Below are 18,857 nucleotides of genomic sequence, written 5' to 3' on the forward strand. Positions count from 1 at the left end.
CCTGTCGGGTCGAAATCTGTTGGTGGTCAGTCGTTGTCGGCAAGCCAACGTTCGGTGTCGATGGCCGCCGAACAGCCGCTGCCGGCGGCGGTGATGGCCTGACGGTACGTGTGGTCGACGAGATCGCCTGCGGCGAACACACCGTCGAGCGTCGTCGCGGTGGTGCGGCCGATCACCTGCACGTAGCCCTCGTCGTCGAGGTCGATCTGGCCGCGGACCAGCTCAGAGCGCGGGTCGTGACCGATGGCCACGAACACGCCGGTCACCTCGAGCTTGGACTCCTCGCCGGTGACGGTGTCGCGCAGCCGCACGCCGGTCACCTTCGGATCGCCTTCGATCTGGGTGATCTCGGTGTTGGTCAGGAAGGTGATCTTCTCGTTGGCGCGGGCCCGTTCCAGCATGATCTTGGAGGCACGGAACTCGTCGCGGCGGTGGATCAGGGTCACGCTGCGGGCGAAGCGGGTGAGGAAGGTGGCCTCCTCCATCGCCGAGTCGCCGCCACCGACGACCACGATGTCCTCGTCCCGGAAGAAGAAGCCGTCGCAGGTGGCGCAGGTGCTCACCCCCATGCCGGTCAGCGCTTCCTCGCCGGGTACCCCCAGATGGCGGGCTGCGGCACCCATCGCCAGGATCACCGCGCGGGCCTGGTGGGTCTCGTCACCGACGGTCACCGTTTTCACCGGACCGGTCAGGTCGGCTGCGTCGACGTCCTCCATGCGCAGGTCGGCGCCGAAGCGCAGTGCCTGTTCCCGCATCTCGTCCATCAGCTCGGGGCCGGTGATGCCCTCCCGGAACCCGGGGTAGTTCTCCACCTCGGTGGTGGTCATCAAGGCGCCGCCGAACTGGGTGCCCTCGAACACCAGGGGCTTGAGCTGGGCGCGGGCCGCGTAGATGGCGGCGGTGTAACCCGCCGGGCCGGAACCGATGATGATGACGTCATGAACCGTCGCTGAGGTGGACATGTAAGCCTTTCTGCCGTACTCGGCACGGGTTGTAACGTCAGCCTAGGCCGGATGTGTTCCCAGCGAGCTCGCAGGACAGCCTACGGATGTTTCCCCGGCCGGTTGACGACGGTGTCGGCCAGTGTCGCCGGGTGTCCGGCAGCGCAGTCGGCGCCCACCACCAGCCCGACGACGGCGTCCGGGCGGTCTGCGGGCAGCACCAGCAGCACCCCGGGCCGGCCCGCCACCTCGTGCGGCCGGGCCCCGAGGATCGGGGTGTCGGACGGGTAGCCCAGCGCGGCGAGGCAGCCTTCCCGGCGGTGCGGATCGGCCAGCGGTCCCAGGTCGGGCCGCGCCGACAGCAGGCTCAGCAACTGGGCGTCGGACAGGCCGATCTGGGCGGGTGGCGGCGCCACGGTGATGCGGCCGAGGCTGGTCAGCGTCGAGGGCGCGGAGCCCGGCGGGTGCAGGAGGACGACGACACCCACGACGGCGGCCACCACCGCGGCACCGGTCCCGGCGATCGCTGCCAGGAGCTTGCCGCGCCGGATGGGCGGACGGGTCGGGGCGGCCCGCAGCGCCGCGGACAGCCGGGCGCTGACTTCAGCGGGGACCGGTGGCGCGGACTCGGCGTCGGTGCCCAGGTGGGCCAGGTCGCGGCGGACCCGGTCGAGTGCGGCCAGCGTGGCGCGGGCCGCCGGGCCGGCCTGCGGGTCGGTGCGCACCTGCCGGCGCAGCTGCGCGGCGGTGGCATCGTCGAGCAGCCCGGCCTGCAGGTCAGCCAGCAGCTCAGCAGGAATCGGGCCGTCCGACGGCACTCGGGGTGTGCTGCCGTTCATCGGCTTCAAAATACTGGAGCAGCCGGGCCAGCTTGGTCCTGGCGCGCGCACACCGGCTTTTCACGGTGCCCTCGGCGACGCCCAGCAACCGGGCCGTCTCCGCCACCGAGAAACCCTGCATGTCGACGGCCACCACGGCGGCGCGCTGCTCGACCGGCAGCTGCATCAAAGCCCGTTCCACCACGATGGCCGTGTCCACCCGGCGGGCCGGGTCACCGGCGGGGTCGCGCAGGTGTGCGAGGTCTTCGAGCTCGTAGCGGGCGGCGGCGGGTTGGCTGCGGGCCCGGCGCACCCGGTCGAGGCAGGCGTTCACCACGATGCGGTACAACCAGCTGCTGACCGCCGAGTCGTAGCGGAAGGAGGCGGCGGTGCGGTGCGCCGAGAACAGCGCGTCCTGCACGGCGTCGTCGGCGTCGTCGTCGTGGTGGCTGGTCAGGAAGGCCAGCCGGCGCAGCTGCCGGTGGTGCCGGTGCACGAGTTCTTCGAACGCGTAGGGGTCCCCGGACACATGGGCGGCGAGCAGCTCGGCGTCGGAACGCGCGGTGGCCTCATGCCCCCGACTCCGTCCGCTGACCGGCGCCCCGGCCCCCCCGAACCTTCCCACACGCTGAACCTAAACGCTGTCGGGAGTGATCCAGGACACTTGTTTGACGCTGGGCTGATAACGCCAGGTCAGCCCGCTGTTCGGGCTGTGGATGACGGTCAGGAGGCGGCTTTGATCGTGATCTCGGAGATGTCGGTGCGGCTCTTGCCGTCCACGGTGCCCAGGGTGGAGATCCACACCAGCACGTACGACGTGGACGATTCCTTGCTCACCTCGATGGTGTTGGAACCGGGCTTCAGCGGGGTCGGCGGGGTCAGCTCGGTGGTGTCCGACAGCGACGACGGTGAGGCCGACTCCGCCGAGCGGATCTGCACGGCGGTGCCGGTGCTGGTCACGTTGAGGGTCACCGAGCCGATCTCGGTGGGCTTCGGCAGTTGCAGCAACAGGCCGACGCCGTTCTTGAATCCGGGGAACGGTGCGGGATCCGAATAGGTGTCGGTGGACCAGGCCGTGCTGGAGCTGCCGTCGATGGCCTGCCCGGCCGTGGCCGGCGAATCAGCTTCGCCTTCCGGTGAAAACACCGTGGCCCGAACCGGTTTGACCGTGCTTCCGGTGGCAGCCGACGAATTGTCTTGGGTCTCTTGAGTATCCGAGGTGGGCGCGTTGAGGCCGAGCTCGTCGCGGTTGAGGCCGCCGCCGACGTCGCCGAAGATGCTGTTCAGGACCGAGGCCAACACCAGCAGCGCGATCAGGATGATGGCCGCGGCCACGCTCACCCCGATGATCAGGCCTTTGCGGCGCCGGGCCTCGGCGGCCTCGTGTTCCTCGGGGGTCTCGTGTGCCCGCACGGGGGCGGCCGGGACCGGGGCCTCTTCGAACGAACTCATCAACTCGGTCCGGTCGGCGACCGCGGTGGCCTGCTGCAGCAGGTTCAAAAGTGTTGGGGCACTGCGGATCCCGCCACCCGGCTGGACCGCGCGGGCGGCGGCCGCCGAAATCTGGAACGGGATGTCGCGGTCGACGGCGCGTGGCTCGACCGGCTGCCCGGCGGCATCGAGCCCGGCCGGCTCCAGCCCGCTGCGGGACCCGGACTCCGGCAGCGGCCAGCGGTTGACCAGCAGGGCGTACAGCGCCGCCCCGATACCGCGGATGTCGTCGTCGGGGGTGGCGTCGGGCATGGTGGCCGGGAAGGCCAGCGCCACGTCGCCTTCGATACTGACCCGCACCCGGCTGGGGTGATCGATCGACAGGGCCACGCCGGCGCGGTGGGCCGCCTCGGCGGCGGCCGCCAGGGACTGGATGGCCCGCGCGCCGCCGACCGGCGAGGGTGAGGTGTCGGCCACCTCGGCCAGCGAGCCGCCGCGGATCCACTCCGAGACGATCAGGCCACCCGATCCGCTGTGGGCCACGTCGAGCACCCGGGCGATACCGGGCACATCGATGCGGCTGAGCTTGAGGGTGCGCGACAGGATTTCCTGCACCTGGGCGTCGGGCATGGCGCCGTCGGGGTCGACGAAGGTCAGCGCCACCTGGCGGTCCAGCGCGGTGTCCAGGGCCTGCCAGAACTGCAGGTGCGGCGGACCGCCGTGGAAGACCAGCAGCCGGTAGCGGCCGTCGGCGATCGTGGCGCCGGGAATCAGGTGGACGTCGTCCTCGGCCGAGTCCATGGGTTCGCGCGGCGGGGCGAAGGAGATCGGCTCGCGGGACGGGTCGCCGGCGTAGTCGGTGGCGGCTCGTGCCGTGCCGTTGGACCGGCCGGGGGGCAGGTCGGTCACCTCGGTGGGGGAGTCGGACTCCGGGGTGTCGCCTGCCGCCGCGGCGGGGGAATCGGCCGGCGAATCGGCCGGGGCCGCATCCGGCTGGAACTCGTCGGCAGCCGGACGGGGCAACTTCGTCGTCTCGGTTGTCATCCCGGATGTCGAAGTTGCGTTCGGTGCCGGGCCGTCCGCAGATTCGTCGGTCACCGGTGGTCCTTTCCACATCCCCGCCCCGGCAACAGCTGCCGGGGTCCCGCCTCCGGCGGCTGCCGGGCTTGACGGCCACCGGTTGGGAGAAGAATTCCTCTGATCAGGGTACGTGACGGGCATCGCAGGAGGCGGCCCGACGGGCGGCGCAATTGGCGGCGCGGCTACCGTTCCGCCGGGCGGCACCGGTGCGCGGCGGCCGCGGTCGAGCCGCCGCCGGATCATCGCCAGCGCCGAGTGGGCCTCGGGCACCCCGGCGGCCAGCATCACTGCCGCGATGATCGGGACCATGATCACGCCCAGCACCAGCAGGCGCAGCAGCGAACCCGCCGGGCCGGCGTTCGTGGTCAATGACTCCAGCCCCAGCAGCTGGTCCACGGTGTGCGCCACCAGGCTCGCGACCAGGGAGGCGGCCAGGGTGACCAGGATGGTGCGGATCACCGCGTCGCGCAGCATCCGGCCACCGCGCGGGCGCAGGTGTGACTTCAGCAGGAAATGCCCGACGGCGGCGCCGGCCGCGTAGCCGAGGCCGTTGGCCAGGCCGAGGTAGCCGGCCACCATGTTGGGATCGTCGGTGACGTGCGGGGCGGCGATCGAGCCGGCGATCTTGACGACGGCGATCACCACCACGATCACGATCGGGGTCCACGGTTTCTCCCGGGCGTAGAACACCCGCAGCTGCAGCAGCACCAGTGCGTAGGGGATGAGCGTGAACGAGGACAGCGTGATCGCCATGCCCAGGTAGCCGGCGTCGCTGGCGTCGAAGTTGCCGTAGTCGAACAGGGCGCTGCCGATCGCCGGCCCGCCGACGGTCATCATCGCCACGATCGGGATGAGCGTGACCATGGTCAGCCGGGTGGCCAGCGAGAAATCGTCGAGGACCGCGGGGATGTCGTCGGCGGCCGCGTTGCGGCTCAGCCGCGGCATCACCACCGTGAGCACCGTGACGCCGATCATGCCGAACGGCAGCATCAGCAGAAGCCACGTGTAGTTGTAGATGGCCGGGCCGGAGGCGGCGGCGGCGCTCGCGATCCGGTTGCCCACGATGAAGCCGATCTGGTTGATCAGCACGTAGAGCACCATCGCGGCGGCCATCCCGCCGAAGGCCTTGAGCCGCTTGTCGATGCCCCACAGCGGCCGCAGGCTGACCCGTTCGGCGCGGATCGCCACGAACAACACCACGGCCTGGGCCACCACGCCCAGCGTGGTGCCGATCCCGAGCACCAGCAGTTTGGCCGTCCCCATGCGAACCGGGTCCGCGGACAGTTCGCCGGGCACCAGGACGAAGACGCCCATCGTCGCGATGGCGATGACGTTGTTGAGCACCGGCGCCCAGGCCGGCGGGCCGAAGATGTTGCGGGTGTTCAAGATTGCGCCGTACACCGAGGTCAGCCCGTAGAACAGCACCTGCGGCAAGAGCAGGTAGGCGAACGCCGTGGTCAGTGGTGTGTTGACCTGGGGGTGACTGCCCAGCATCAGCTTCACCAGCAGCGGCGCGCACAGCACCGAGAGCACCGTGGTGACCAGCAGCAGCGTGGTGGCCAAGGTGACCAGGCGCCGGACGAACGCGGCACCGCCGTCGGCGTCGTCGCGTTCGGCGCGGACGAGCACCGGCACGAAGATGGCGGTGAACGTGGCCTCCAGGACCAGCGCGGCCACCATGTTGGGCAGCTGGTTGGCCACTGAGAACGAACTGGTCAACGCTCCGCCGAGCATCGTCATCAACAGCACGAACCGGAAGAACCCGGTGATCCGGGAGATCAGGGTGGCGAAGGCCATGCCCCATGACCGCGACACCACGGCGGAATCGGACAGCTCGGGACGCCCGGCCGGGCGGGGCGCGGGTCGGTCGGTCATCTGGTGCGCTCCGGGTGCTCCGGCTGCTCCGGAGGCGGCGTCGGCTTGTCGTCACTGCTCGAGTCGGTGTTGAAGGCCAGGGCGACGTCGAGCGGGTCCGGGTGCTCGCCGGGCGGGATGAGGTCGGCCCGGTCGGGCTGGCCGCGGAAGCGGTGCCACAGCCGGCGGCCGGCCAGCGCCACGAGCACCGCCCCGGCCGACAGCGTGATGAAGAACAGCACCTTGCCGTAGGCGTTGGAGTGCACCGACAACCGCACCGGCTCACCCAGGGTCAGCCCGCCCGCGGTCTGCAGGCTGACGTCGACGGCGACCCGCTGGGTGAAGTGCACCTCGATCGGCACCCGCAGCGGCAGGTAGCCGGGCGGCAGCACGATCTCGCCCATGTCGGTGACGGTCATCCCGGGTGGCGCGTCGACGTGCAACCGCACCCGCACCGGCACCGGCAGGTTGTTGCGCAGCGCCAGCGGCAGCGGGCTGCGTTCGGTGGCCAGCGTGTAGGCCCCGCCCGGATTGACGATCGTCACGGCCCGGAACATGTCGTCCACGCTGCGGCTGACGGTCTGCACCCGTTGCTCGGCCAGGCCTTCGCGGGCGTCCGGCGGCACGGACTGGCTCAGCGCCCGCAACATGTCCTCGCGCAGCGGAGCGGTGTACTGCATGCCGGTCAGCCCGGTGCGTTCGTCGGTGGTCAGTGCGGCGGTCAGGCCCCACAGCCGGGTGACCACGGCGTGGATGCCGCGGTTGATGTTGTCGTCGACGACGCTGCGCGGATTGCCGAGGGAATCCGGCGGTGCCGGCTGCTGCGGTTCGGGTGGCACCGCGTTGCCCTCGGCGATCAGGTTGGGCAGCGGGCGCGGCACGGCCAGGCCGGCGTGGATCGTGGTGGCGACGGTGGTGAGGATGGCCTGCGCGTCGTCGGCGTCCAGGGTCCACATCAGCGGGGGCATCAGGATCTGGGTTCGGGGTTGTTCGTCCGGGGTCAGGCCGCGCCACAGCAGTGCGCCCAGCGCGTCCTGACGGCGGGCGGTCTGGGAGTCGTGCCGCAGCGGGATGTCCAGCGACCGGTCCAGGTAGGACGGCGCCACCGGATCGGTGCCGGCACCGGCCAGGGCCGCCCCCACGGCCGGGTCGAAGCCGGCGGCCACCACCTCGGGCCGGTAGCGCAGCGGCGCCACCTCGGCGGTCACCGGGGCGCCGGTCTCGGAGTCCTGGGCGGTGATGTGGGCGGCCGAGATGGCCACCGTCTGGCCTTGGGCGGCCAACAGATCCAGGGCCGGACGGGTCAGCGGCCCGTCGCCCAGGAGGCTGGCGCCGCGCACGGAGGTGATGCCGAGAATCTGGTCGACGATGTCGCCGGCGCCGTTGGTGGCGATCACGTTCAGGCCCGGATCGCCGACCTGTTGCAGCGCGGACAGATCGGCCTGCGCGTAGCTGGTGGGTGCCACGCACAGCCGGTCGGCCAGGGCGCGCAGCCGGTTCAGCCAGTCCAGGGCGGCCTCTTGGCCGGCGCCGGGGCGGGTCGGGGTGCCGGGGCCGATGTCGGGTCCGTCGTTGACGACGTAGCCGCCGGTCATCGCATTGACGGTGACCAGCAGATCCGGGTCGACGGCCAGGCACAGGGTGGCGCGCATCTGGCCGCCGGAGTCGACGGTGGGCCCGGTGGCGAAGTCGGCCGCCGAAAGCAGGGTGTCGAGCCGCCCGCCGGGGGCCAGCGAGGTGGCCAGGGTGTCGTCGACCAGCCGCACCGGGGTGGTGCCACCCGGGGCGCCCGGGGCCAGGCGCGGCCGGTCGGCCAGCGGCCACAGCATCGTCATCCGCACCGGGTGTGAGGTGTCGGGCGGCACGACCGAACTGAGGGTGTCGGCGGCCGACATCGTGTCGGGCTCGGAGTCGGTGGATCCGTCGGCAGGGACGCCGAGCACGGGCAGCAGGAAGCGAGCGTCGTCGAGGCGGGCGGGCTCGCCGTAGTCCGGGGTGCCGTTGACGTTGATCAGTACCGGGTAGACCCCGGGTTCGGCGATGTGCAGGGAGCTGGCGCCGTCGGAACGCAGCGGGTAGGACAGCGTGAAGGCCACCGATTCGCCGCGTTGCATCTCCGGGGCCACCGTGACGAAGTCGGCCACCGGCTCGAACTGGTCCAGGTCGCCGGTGAGGTCGGTGCGCAGCTGACTAGAGGAGGTGACGGCGCGCGCGTGCTCCATCCGGATCACCACGTCGCGCACCGGCCGGTCGCCCACGTTGAGGACGGCGCCGCTGACGGTGACCACCGATGCGCTCGTGGTGGTGACGACGTCGGGGGTGACCTTGTCGATTCGGATCTGCAGGAACGGCAGGGCGCCCGGTTCGCTCGCGGCGGCCCGGGGCAGCAGCGCCGGCAGGGCGGCGGTGGACCACACCGAGAGCAGCATCAGCACCACCGCGAGCAGCACTGTGTGCGCCAGGAGGGAAAGCCCTCGGCGCACCGCGGGAGCGGCGGTCACGGTCCCTGTCCGCATCCGTTCGTGCGCCGTCGTGGCTGGGGTTGTGCAGATTCGTCGCGGCGGTGGTTGCGGGCGTGCGAGTGGGTCTGGGGGCGTCGCCGCGGCGCACTGCGCGGCAGTGGCGGCAGCGCGGCGGGACCGTCGGTGTGCAGTTTGTCGATCAGCTCCCCGGCCACCTCGGCCAGCTTGCGTTCGTCGGCGTAGGCCAACCGTGACGGCAGTTCCCGCAGGGGCACCCAGGCGACCTCGGTCACCTCGACGTCATCGTCGGACAGTTCGCCGCCGAGGAAACGCATCAGGTAGTGGTGCACGGTCTTGTGCACCCGGCGGCCCTCGGTGACGAACCAGTAGTCGATGCTGCCGAGGGCGGCCAGCACGTCACCGCGGATGCCGGTTTCCTCGGCGACCTCGCGGATCGCGGTCTGTTCGGCGGTCTCGCCGAGTTCGATGTGCCCCTTCGGCAAGGACCACAGCATCCGTCCGCGCCGGTCGACCCGGCCGATCAGGGCTGCCACCTGGGTGTCCTTCGGGCCGTCGATGCCGTCGATGACGAGGCCACCGGCGGAGGTCTCGTGGACGGTGCGCAGCCGCTCCGGCGGTCGGCGCGGCCGGGACTTGCGTTGCTTGGACTGGTCACGGGGGGTCGGGTGGGGTGGATCCGCGGCGGGGGGCGTCTGGTCGGCGGGTTCGGTGTGACGTGCGGCGTCGGTGCCCTGATCGTCGGCCGGGGGCCCGGCCGCCCGCTGTGCACGACGACGGCCGCGACGCCGACTGCGGCGCCGTCGTGGTTTGGCCTGTTCGCCGTCCGACACCCAAGCGATAGTAGCTGCCACGGGGTTGGCCACCTGCCGCACTCGCCGGTTGTGACCAGACCGCGAGCATTAGGCTCATCGAACGTGTCCGACCCTGTTGTTTCTGATGCCGAATTGCTGGCCGGCGCCCTGGTGGCACTGAACCAGCGCGCCGAGGTGCTGCGCGGGCTCGGTGCGCTCTTCGCTGCCGCGGGCCACGAGTTGTATCTGGTGGGTGGCAGTGTGCGGGACGCGCTGCTGGGCCGGTTGACCGAGCACAGTGATCTGGACTTCACCACCGATGCCCGCCCGGAGCAGATGCTGACGTTCCTGCGGCCGTGGGCCGATGCGCTGTGGGACACCGGGATCGAGTTCGGCACGCTGGGTGTGGGCAAGGGTGCCGACCGCCTCGAGATCACCACGTTCCGGGCCGACAGCTATGACCAGGTGTCGCGGAATCCGACGGTGGAGTTCGGTGACAACCTCCATGACGATCTGGTGCGCCGCGACTTCACCGCGAACGCCATGGCGGTCCGCATCAGCGCCGACGGTCCTGCCGAATTCCACGATCCCCTAGGCGGTTTGGCAGCCATTCAGGCCAAGGTGCTCGACACCCCGTCGGCACCGGAGGTGTCGTTCGGCGACGATCCGCTGCGGATGCTGCGGGCGGCCCGATTCGTTTCGCAGCTGGGTTTCGGGGTGGCGCCGCGGGTGCTCGAGGCGCTGTTGGAGATGGCGCCGCAGCTGTCCCGGATCACGGTCGAGCGGGTCGCCGCCGAGCTGGACAAGCTGCTGCTGGGCGCCGATCCGGTGGCCGGTATCGACCTCATGGTGCAGACCGGGCTGGGCGAGGTGGTGCTGCCCGAGGTCGGCGAGATGCGGATGGCCATCGACGAACACCACCAGCACAAGGACGTGTACTGGCATTCGCTGACGGTGCTGCGGCAGGCCATAGAGCTGGAAGGCTCTGGAAGTCCTCCTGATTTGGTGTTGCGCTGGGCGGCGCTGCTGCACGACATCGGCAAGCCGGCGACCCGCAAGCACGAATCCGACGGCGGCGTGAGCTTCCACCATCACGAGGTGGTCGGCGCCAAGATGACCCGTAAGCGGATGCGGGCGCTCAAGTACTCCAAGCAGATGGTCGATGACGTGTCGCAGCTGGTCTATCTGCACCTGCGGTTCCACGGTTATGCCGACGACAAGGGCACCGGCAAGTGGACGGATTCGGCGGTGCGGCGTTATGTCACCGATGCCGGGCCGCTGCTGGGCCGGCTGCACAAGCTGGTGCGGGCGGACTGCACCACCCGCAACAAGCGCCGGGCGGCGCGGCTGCAGGCCAACTATGACGACCTGGAGAACCGGATCGCCGAGTTGGCGGCCAAGGAGGATCTGCAGCGGGTGCGGCCGGACCTCGACGGCAACGAGATCATGGAGATCCTCGGTATTCCGGCGGGCCCTCAGGTCGGCGAGGCGTGGAAGTACCTCAAGGAACTCCGGCTGGAGCACGGCCCGCTGTCCCGGGAGCAGGCCGTCGACGAATTGCTGAAATGGTGGAACGCCAGGGGCTGATCGTGCGTCTGATCAGTCATGGACTATTGCCTGGGTGATTCCGACGGGGCTGTGACGATCCACACCGGCGTGCCCGATGTGGATGTGGACGGCGACGGCAGCCCCGACGGTGTCGGGCTGGACTTCGACGGCGACGGCCGGATCGACGACGTGCTGGCCGATTTCGACGGGGATGGTCTCGCCGAGCGGATGGTGCTCGATGTCGACGACGACGGCCGGGCCGAAAGCTATTACTCCGACGATGGTTCGGGCACTTGGGCGGTGCGGGTGGACCGGTCTGGGCAGGTGCGCTGGTTCGGGTTGGACGGGATGGAACAGACCGGTGGCCCACTGGTCGATTTCGACGCCGACGGTGCGGCCGACGACCGGCTGGTCGATGTCGACGGGGACGGTCTGGCCGATCGGGTGCTGGCGGGGGAGTTGGCCTACGTCGACACCGACGGCGACGGGCAGTGGGACATGAAGCTGGCCGACACTGACGGCGACGGCCGCGCCGACTCGGTGTCCTGATCCCCCTCAGCGCGAGCGTGCGTGTCTGCCACCGGCCACGCCGCCAATCCCCAGCAGGATCCGCACCCTCACGCCGTCACGAGCGTGCGCTCAGCCCCGTCCGGCCCCCGGCGGCCCGGCGAACGCCTGCGCGATCCCCAGCCACCGGGTGGCGTCGTCACCCACCGCCGTCACGTCCAGGTCCGCGGGCGCCCGGCGCTGGGTGACCAGCATGCAGAAGTCCTCGGCCGAACCCGTCACGCGCTGGGCCGCATCCGTCGGCCCCCACTCCCACAGCGAACCGTCCGGGGCACGCAACTCGACCCGGAACTCCTCGGCCGGTGGCGTCAACCCGTGCACGGTGAACGCGAAATCCCTTGTGCGCACCCCGATGTGGGCGATCGAGCGCAGCCGTGCGGTGCCCGGCCGGTGTACCCCGAGCGCGTCGGCCACGTCCAGGCCGTGTGCCCAGGTCTCCATCATGCGGGCGGTGGCCATCGAGCTCGCGCTCATCGGCGGACCGAACCAGGGCAGCTTGCGGCCCTCGGCCACGTTCACCAACTCCGTGTGCAGTCGGGCGCGGGTCGCGCGCCAGTCGGCCAGCAGCTGATCGGGCGGGGTCAGCGCGGTCTGTTCGGCGGCCGCGTCGACGAAGCCGGTGGGATCCTGCATCGCCTCGGCGAGCACCGCGTCGAAGCCGTCCTTGTCGGTGATCGCGATCACCGACACTCGGTCGGTCCACAGCAGGTGGGCGATCTGGTGGGCGATGGTCCAGCCTTCGGCCGGCGTCGGGGTGGCCCAGCCCGTGGCGGGCAGGTCGGCCACGAGGGCGTCGAGTTCGTCGCTCTCGGCGGACAGGTCGGCCACGATCGCTTCGGCGCTCACCATGGCGGACAGCCTAGACCGGCGCTTCACCCCCGCTTCGGAGATGCCACCGCGGCGTGCAGCCCGAGCCCGATCAGGTAGGCCGCCGCCCCGGCCGCCACCAACCCGGGCGAACGGCCGTCGGCGGGGATCACGGCGGCCGTGGCGGCGATCGCCAGCACGAACGCGATCCAGAACAGTGCGTCCTGCACGGTGAACACGTGGCCGCGCAGCGCGTCGTCGACGTCGATCTGCATCGCCGAATCCGCGCACAGCTTCACCAGCTGCCCCGCCGCCCCGAGCAGAAATCCACACCCCAGCAGCACCGGCATCTGCAGGCTGATCGCCACCAACTGGACGGCGACGGCGAAGCCGAGGGCGCCGTTGGCCGTCGCGTAGCGACCGAACCGGGCGATCACCGCCGGGGCGGCCACGGTGGCCAGGAACTGGCCGGTGCCCCCGGCCGCGACGAACACCACCGCGGTGCCCAGTCCCAGACCGGTCAGGTCGGGATTGTCGGTGTGCCGCACCATCACCAGCACCAGCAGCGTGTTGATCCCGAACGCCATCCGGTGCGCGGCCAGCCCGGCCAGGGTTCCGGCGACCGGGCGCACGGCCAGCACGGTGCGGGCACCGTGCACCCAACCGGTGGACACCGCGTAGAACACCGACCCGTGGATGGCGCGCTTGCTCTCGTGCGGGCCCAGCACGTGCGGCCCGAACCGCACCGACAGCCACAGCGCGAACGCGACCGGCAGGCTCACGATGAACATCACCACCGCCGCACCGGTGTCGTCGGCACCGACCACCAGCCGCGGCAGCAGCATGAAGTCCGCACCGAGGAAGGCGGCCAGCGCACCGACCGCGGTGGCCACCGAGTTCATCGTCACCACCTGGTCGCGCGGCACCACATCGGGCAGGGACGCCGACAGGCCCGACGAGACGAAGCGGGTCAGACCGTTGACGATCAGGGCGCAGCACAGGATCGGCACGTCGCCGATGCCGAAGGCCAGCAGCACACCGACCAGCAGCACCACCACCAGCCGGCCCAGGTTGGCCCCGATGAGTACCAGGCGTCGGTCCCAGCGGTCCAGCAGCGCCCCGGCGAACGGGCCCAGCACCGAATACGGCAGGAACATCACCGCGAACGCCGCCGCGATCTGCCACGGTTCGGCTTGCCGTTCCGGGTTGAACAGGATCGCCCCGGCCAGACCGGCCTGGAAGAGCCCGTCGCCGAACTGGCTGACCGCGCGTAGCTCCAGCAGCCGGCGGAACTCGGTCAGTCCGCGCAGCGAGTGCCACAGGGCACGGGGCGCGCGCGGAGGAGCCACCCGATCAACAGTACAAAGCTCGCGCGAAATCTGACCGGGCCCGGGCTTGTTCGCCACCTGGAGGCAATCGCGGTGCCATGATGTAGACGTGGCGCAGTCAGAAGACCCGGAGGATTTCATCGCGCCTGCGGCGCACCGGGTGCGGCCTGGCACGCTGTTGCTGGCCAATACCGATCTGCTGGAGCCGACGTTCCGGCGCAGTGTCATCTACATCGTCGAGCACAACGCCGGCGGGACGCTCGGTGTGGTGTTGAACCGGCCCAGCGAGACGGCCGTCTACAACGTGTTGCCGCAGTGGGCCAAGCTCACCACCAAACCCAAGACCATGTACATCGGCGGCCCGGTCAAACGGGACTCGGCGCTGTGCCTGGCGACCCTGCGGGTCGGCATGCAGGCCGACGGCGTCCCTGGGTTGCGGCACGTGCAGGGCCGGGTGGTGATGGTCGATCTCGACGCGGATCCGGACACGCTGGCGCCGGTGATCGAAGGCGTACGGATTTTCGCCGGGTATTCGGGGTGGACGATCGGTCAGTTGGACGGCGAGATCGAGCGCGACGATTGGATCGTGCTCTCGGCGCTGCCCTCGGATGTGCTGAGCGGTTCCCGCGTGGACCTGTGGGGCCGGGTGTTGCGCCGTCAGCCGCTACCGATGTCGTTGTTGGCCACCCACCCGATCGACGTCAGCCGCAACTAGAACTTGCCGGCGGGCGGGTGGCACCTGCGCGGTCACTTACAAGACAGCGTGCAGCCGGCGCACGAGCCGGCACAGCCGGCTCCCGAGCTCGCGGCCTCCGCGGCGGCGACCGCCTTGGCGCTCTGCCAGCAGCCGGCGGCCACTGTGGCCACCGCGCCGATGATGCACACCAGCACGACCATCAGGCCGGTGTGGGGTGCGACGGCCAACGCCGCGGCTCCGCCGGCGGCCAGCATCACCGCGGCGGCGAGTTGGGTGGGGGCCACCGCTCTCAACACCGAGCGCACGGGGTCACCGGTGCGCTCTCGGGTCAACAACCACAGCCCGAACACGCCGACGATGACGGCGGCGCTCAAACACAGCAGCGCGGCGATCAGCATGCGCCACACAATACGAGGTGCCGCTCGGTGTGGCGAGGTCGGGCCGGGTCTGGCCGGCTCAGCCCTGCAGGCCCAGGAGCTGCGGCAAACCCGCCGCGGGGGCCGGGGCGACCGGTGCCGGGGCGGCCGGCGGGGTCGCCGGTGCGGGTGCCGCCGCGGGGGTGGGCGCGCTCACCCGGAACCCGGAGACGATGGCATCGGCGGCATCGGCCGCGGCGGAAACGCCCTGGTTGGCGACGGCGGAGTTGACCGACAGCGACACCAGGTAGCGGTCGGATCCAGCGGTGGCCAGGATGTGCCGGCGTGAGGTGTTGAGCATCTGGCTGCCGGATTGATAGCTACCTTCGATGAACGCCGAGGGGAAACCGTGGAAATCTCCCATGCCCATGTCGGTGGGGCGCCAGTTCTGCAACTGCTGACTGTCGACGTAACCGTGGCTGATGGCCTCGACCGGATCGAAATCACCGACGAGCTTGTAGACCACCACTTGGGCGTTGGGCGTGTACAGGTCGGGGCTGGACCGGTCGGCGATCACCGCGAAGGCGTCGGGCACGTTGGGATCGGGCACCTTGGTCCAGCCTGCCGGTAGCGGCAGGACGATGCTCAGCGCCTTGAAATCCTGGCTGACCTGCGGCTCCATCTTGACGCCCTTGCTCTTGAAGTAGTCGGCAAGGGTGCCGGAGGTGGCCGGGGTGATGGTCTGGGCGGCCGGGACCGGCGCGGCGACTGCCGGTGCCGGTGCGACGGCTGCTGGGGCTGGCGCTGGGGCTGCGGCTGGGGCGCCGACTGCGGGTGCGGTGGCCACCGCGGCCCCCGGGGTGGCCGCGGTTGCGGGTGCGGCGGCGGGCGCCACGGTGACCGTCTGGGTCACGGTCACCGGCCCCGGACTGGGGGCCGGGAGCAGGGGTTCGGCTGAGGCGGTCTGACCGGCGAAACCGACGACCCCGGCCACGCCGACGGCCACGCCCGCTGTCAGCACCCGCCATCGGCGGGCCAACTCGATCATCACTCGTTCCTTCCGCGCTTGGTGCCTTGACCAGGCGACTTTCACTTGGCGCCGAGACTATCCGCGGGTACTGCGACCCACCAGGGACTAGATCGAGCTGGAACCAACCTCTGACTGGGCCGCGACGCAACCGATACCAAGCCGTGGCTTTCAGTGTCCGGTGGCGACGGCGAGGCGGGTGGTGAGCTGGCCAAACCGTGGCCTTATACCCTGAACGACGTGATCGAACCCGCCGCCACCACCTCAGAAGACACCCCGCAGCACCGTTACACGGCGGAGTTGGCGGGCCAGATCGAGCAGAGCTGGCAGCAGACCTGGGCGCGGCTGGGGACCTTCAACGTGGCCAACCCGGTGGGTTCGCTGGCGGCGCCGGACGGCACGCCGGTGCCGGCGGACAAGATGTTCGTGCAGGACATGTTCCCGTACCCGTCGGGTGACGGTCTGCACGTCGGACACCCGTTGGGCTACATCGCCACCGACGTCTACGCCCGCTACTACCGGATGACCGGGCGCAATGTGCTGCATGCGCTGGGCTTCGACGCGTTCGGCCTGCCCGCCGAGCAGTACGCGGTGCAGACCGGGACGCATCCGCGCACCCGGACGGAGGCCAATATCGTCAACTTCCGCCGGCAGTTGGGCCGGCTGGGGTTGGGGCATGACACCCGGCGCAGCTTCGCCACCACCGATGTCGACTTCTACCGGTGGACGCAGTGGATCTTCCTGCAGATCTACAACGCCTGGTTCGACGCGGCAGCCCGGAAGGCCCGCCCAATCAGTGAGTTGGTGGCTGAATTCGACTCCGGGGCAAGGACTCTCGATGACGGTAGGGCGTGGGCCGAGCTGTCGGCGGCCGAGCGCGCCGACGTGGTGGACGGCTACCGCCTGGTGTACCGCGCCGACTCGATGGTGAACTGGTGCCCGGGCCTGGGCACCGTGCTGGCCAACGAAGAGGTCACCGCCGACGGGCGCAGTGACCGCGGCAACTTCCCGGTGTTCCGGAAGCGCCTGCGGCAGTGGATGATGCGCATCACCGCCTACTCGGACCGGCTGCTCGACGACCTGGAGCTGCTGGACTGGCCGGACAAGGTCAAGGCCATGCAGCGCAACTGGATCGGCCGCTCCACGGGAGCATCGGTGGAGTTCGGCACCGCGGCCGGCGATGTCGAGGTGTTCACCACCCGCCCGGACACCCTGTTCGGCGCCACCTACCTGGTGCTGGCGCCTGAGCACGATCTGGTGGATGCGCTGGTGGCCGATTCCTGGCCCGAGGGCACCGATTCGCGGTGGACCTTCGGGGCGAAAACCCCGGCTGAGGCCGTCGCCGCCTATCGGGCCGGGATCGCGGCCAAGTCGGATCTGGAGCGCCAGGAGAACAAGACCAAGACCGGCGTGTTCCTCGGTGCCTATGCCACCAATCCGGTCAACGGGACCGGTGTGCCCATCTTTATTGCCGACTACGTGCTCGCCGGGTACGGGACCGGGGCCATCATGGCGGTGCCCGGTGGCGACCAGCGCGACTGGGACTTCGCGACCGAGTTCGGTCTGCCGATCATCGAGGTGGTCTCCGGTGGCGACGTCACGCAGGCGGCCTACAACGGCGATGGCACCATGGTGAACTCCGACTACCTCAACGGGCTGTCGGTGGCCGAGGCCAAGGCGAAGGTCATCGAACACCTGGAAGCGGACGGTCGCGGCCGGGCCCGGATCGAGTACAAGCTGCGGGACTGGCTGTTCGCCCGGCAGCGGTACTGGGGTGAGCCGTTCCCGATCGTGTACGACGCCGACGGCCGGGCCCACGCACTGCCGGAATCCGCTCTGCCGGTGGAACTTCCGGACATTCCGGACTATGCACCGGTGTCGTTCGACCCGGACGACGCGGACAGTGAGCCGTCGCCGCCGCTGGGCAAGGCGACCGAATGGGTGCATGTCGAGCTGGATCTCGGCGACGGGCTGCAGACCTACACCCGCGATACCAACGTGATGCCGCAGTGGGCCGGCAGCTCCTGGTACGAGCTGCGCTACACGGACCCGCAGAACTCAGAAGAGTTGTGCGCCAAGGAGAACGAGGCCTACTGGATGGGCCCGCGGCCGGCCGAGCACGGGCCGGACGATCCGGGCGGCGTCGACCTGTACGTCGGTGGCGTCGAACATGCGGTGCTACACCTGCTGTACTCGCGGTTCTGGCACAAAGTGCTGTTCGATCTGGGCTTCGTGAGCTCGAGCGAGCCGTACCGCCGGCTGGTCAACCAGGGCTACATCCAGGCCTTCGCATACACCGATTCCCGCGGCAGCTATGTGCCGGCCGCCGAGGTGGTCGAGCGGGACGGCAAGTTCTTCTGGACCGGTCCCGATGGGGAAATCGAGGTCAACCAGGAGTTCGGCAAGATCGGCAAGAGCCTGAAGAACTCCGTCTCGCCCGACGAGATCTGCGACGAATACGGCGCGGACACCCTGCGGGTGTACGAGATGTCGATGGGTCCGCTGGAGGCGTCACGGCCGTGGGCCACCAAGGATGTCGTGGGTGCACACCGGTTCCTGCAGCGGGTGTGGCGCGTGGTGGTCGATGAGGAGACCGGGGCGACCAGCGTCAACGAGCACGAGGCGCTCGACACCGACACGTTGAAGATCCTGCATCGCACGATCGCCGGGGTGACCGAAGACTATGCGGCCCTTCGTAACAACACCGCGGCGGCCAAGCTGATCGAGTACACCAACCACCTGACCAAGGAGGGGGTGTCGGCCCGCGCCGCGATCGAACCGCTGGTGCTGATGGTCGCCCCGCTGGCGCCGCACCTGGCCGAGGAGTTGTGGAAGCGGTTGGGTCACGACACCCCGCTGGCGCACGGCCCGTTCCCGGGGGCCGACCCGCAGTACCTGGTGGACGACACCATCGAGTTCCCGGTCCAGGTGAACGGCAAGGTGCGCGGCAAGATCACGGTGGCCGCCGATCTGGACAAGGCCGGGCTGGAGGCCGCGGCGCTGGCCGACGAGAAGGTGCAGGCCTTCCTGGACGGGGCCACCCCGAAGAAGGTGATCGTGGTGCCGGGCCGGCTGGTCAACCTCGTCGTCTGAGTGATTTGTGCACAGGCGCCGGCGGTCAGCGCCGCT

14 protein-coding genes are annotated in these 18,857 nt (G+C 70.2%); 4 read left to right on the top strand and 10 right to left on the bottom strand.

Annotated features, from left to right (window positions below; all coding sequences use genetic code 11):
• Positions 1–26: 26 nt before the first annotated feature.
• The 6 genes from trxB to FR943_RS03955 all read right to left on the bottom strand — a co-directional run bounded on the left by trxB (position 27) and on the right by FR943_RS03955 (position 9,437).
• Positions 27–962 carry a thioredoxin-disulfide reductase gene (trxB, locus tag FR943_RS03930; protein WP_217155026.1) on the bottom strand — a complete coding sequence of 312 codons (936 nt, stop codon included), beginning with the start codon at positions 960–962 and terminating at the stop codon, positions 27–29.
• A gap of 80 nt (positions 963–1,042) precedes the next feature.
• On the bottom strand, positions 1,043–1,780 hold the full coding sequence (locus FR943_RS03935) for an RsmA family anti-sigma factor (protein ID WP_217155028.1): 738 nt from the start codon (positions 1,778–1,780) through the stop codon (positions 1,043–1,045).
• On the bottom strand, positions 1,731–2,384 hold the full coding sequence (gene sigM / locus FR943_RS03940) for an RNA polymerase sigma factor SigM (RefSeq protein ID WP_217155030.1): 654 nt from the start codon (positions 2,382–2,384) through the stop codon (positions 1,731–1,733). Before sigM ends, FR943_RS03935 begins: the two co-directional genes overlap by 50 nt.
• Before the next feature lie 98 nt (positions 2,385–2,482).
• On the bottom strand, positions 2,483–6,145 hold the full coding sequence (gene murJ, locus FR943_RS03945; RefSeq protein ID WP_217155032.1) for a murein biosynthesis integral membrane protein MurJ: 3,663 nt from the start codon (positions 6,143–6,145) through the stop codon (positions 2,483–2,485).
• Positions 6,142–8,625 (bottom strand): DUF6049 family protein, encoded by a 2,484-nt coding sequence (locus FR943_RS03950; RefSeq protein WP_217155034.1) that lies wholly within the window; start codon positions 8,623–8,625, stop codon positions 6,142–6,144. The genes murJ and FR943_RS03950 overlap by 4 nt, the downstream gene beginning before the upstream one ends.
• Positions 8,622–9,437, bottom strand: a complete 816-nt coding sequence (locus FR943_RS03955) for an NUDIX hydrolase (protein WP_217155035.1) — start codon at positions 9,435–9,437, stop codon at positions 8,622–8,624. The genes FR943_RS03950 and FR943_RS03955 overlap by 4 nt, the downstream gene beginning before the upstream one ends.
• Before the next feature lie 84 nt (positions 9,438–9,521).
• On the opposite strand from FR943_RS03955, the gene FR943_RS03960 reads away from it, so the two are divergent.
• Together FR943_RS03960 and FR943_RS03965 are read left to right on the top strand one after the other, a co-directional pair.
• A complete protein-coding gene (locus tag FR943_RS03960; protein ID WP_217155037.1) occupies positions 9,522–10,985 on the top strand; it encodes a CCA tRNA nucleotidyltransferase in 1,464 nt (487 codons plus the stop codon).
• 18 nt (positions 10,986–11,003) lie between these two features.
• The gene (locus FR943_RS03965) at positions 11,004–11,495 is read left to right on the top strand and encodes a pullulanase (protein WP_217155038.1); all 492 of its coding nucleotides are present in this window, start codon (positions 11,004–11,006) and stop codon (positions 11,493–11,495) included.
• 90 nt (positions 11,496–11,585) lie between these two features.
• On the opposite strand, the gene FR943_RS03970 is transcribed toward FR943_RS03965, so the two are convergent.
• Together FR943_RS03970 and FR943_RS03975 are read right to left on the bottom strand one after the other, a co-directional pair.
• Complete coding sequence (locus FR943_RS03970) at positions 11,586–12,362, bottom strand: TIGR03084 family metal-binding protein (protein WP_217155040.1); 777 nt, start codon at positions 12,360–12,362, stop codon at positions 11,586–11,588.
• A 23-nt stretch (positions 12,363–12,385) separates the two neighbouring features.
• Positions 12,386–13,669 (bottom strand): MFS transporter, encoded by a 1,284-nt coding sequence (locus FR943_RS03975; RefSeq protein WP_217155041.1) that lies wholly within the window; start codon positions 13,667–13,669, stop codon positions 12,386–12,388.
• 88 nt (positions 13,670–13,757) lie between these two features.
• Here FR943_RS03975 and FR943_RS03980 point away from each other — a divergent pair, with 88 nt between their 5' ends.
• The gene (locus tag FR943_RS03980; RefSeq protein ID WP_217155042.1) at positions 13,758–14,363 is read left to right on the top strand and encodes a YqgE/AlgH family protein; all 606 of its coding nucleotides are present in this window, start codon (positions 13,758–13,760) and stop codon (positions 14,361–14,363) included.
• Between the two features lie 32 nt (positions 14,364–14,395).
• Here the strand turns inward: FR943_RS03980 and FR943_RS03985 are convergent, their stop codons facing one another.
• Entirely contained in the window at positions 14,396–14,743 is a 348-nt protein-coding gene (locus FR943_RS03985; protein WP_217155043.1) for a hypothetical protein, read from the bottom strand.
• A 58-nt stretch (positions 14,744–14,801) separates the two neighbouring features.
• On the bottom strand, positions 14,802–15,749 hold the full coding sequence (locus FR943_RS03990; RefSeq protein ID WP_217155045.1) for an LpqN/LpqT family lipoprotein: 948 nt from the start codon (positions 15,747–15,749) through the stop codon (positions 14,802–14,804).
• A gap of 219 nt (positions 15,750–15,968) precedes the next feature.
• Between FR943_RS03990 and leuS the strand changes: the two genes are divergently transcribed.
• Positions 15,969–18,821 (top strand): leucine--tRNA ligase, encoded by a 2,853-nt coding sequence (gene leuS, locus FR943_RS03995; protein WP_308170447.1) that lies wholly within the window; start codon positions 15,969–15,971, stop codon positions 18,819–18,821.
• The last annotated feature ends 36 nt before the right edge of the window (positions 18,822–18,857 follow it).

The organism is [Mycobacterium] fortunisiensis (genome assembly GCF_019050325.1).
GTDB lineage: Bacteria > Actinomycetota > Actinomycetes > Mycobacteriales > Mycobacteriaceae > Mycobacterium > Mycobacterium fortunisiensis.

Coding starts and splice junctions, on each gene's coding strand:
- trxB (WP_217155026.1), bottom strand. CDS start 962: ATGTCCACCTCAGCGACGGTTCATGACGTCATCATCATCGGTTCCGGC.
- FR943_RS03935 (WP_217155028.1), bottom strand. CDS start 1,780: ATGAACGGCAGCACACCCCGAGTGCCGTCGGACGGCCCGATTCCTGCT.
- murJ (WP_217155032.1), bottom strand. CDS start 6,145: ATGACCGACCGACCCGCGCCCCGCCCGGCCGGGCGTCCCGAGCTGTCC.
- FR943_RS03965 (WP_217155038.1), top strand. CDS start 11,004: ATGGACTATTGCCTGGGTGATTCCGACGGGGCTGTGACGATCCACACC.
- FR943_RS03970 (WP_217155040.1), bottom strand. CDS start 12,362: ATGGTGAGCGCCGAAGCGATCGTGGCCGACCTGTCCGCCGAGAGCGAC.
- FR943_RS03985 (WP_217155043.1), bottom strand. CDS start 14,743: ATGCTGATCGCCGCGCTGCTGTGTTTGAGCGCCGCCGTCATCGTCGGC.
- FR943_RS03990 (WP_217155045.1), bottom strand. CDS start 15,749: ATGATCGAGTTGGCCCGCCGATGGCGGGTGCTGACAGCGGGCGTGGCC.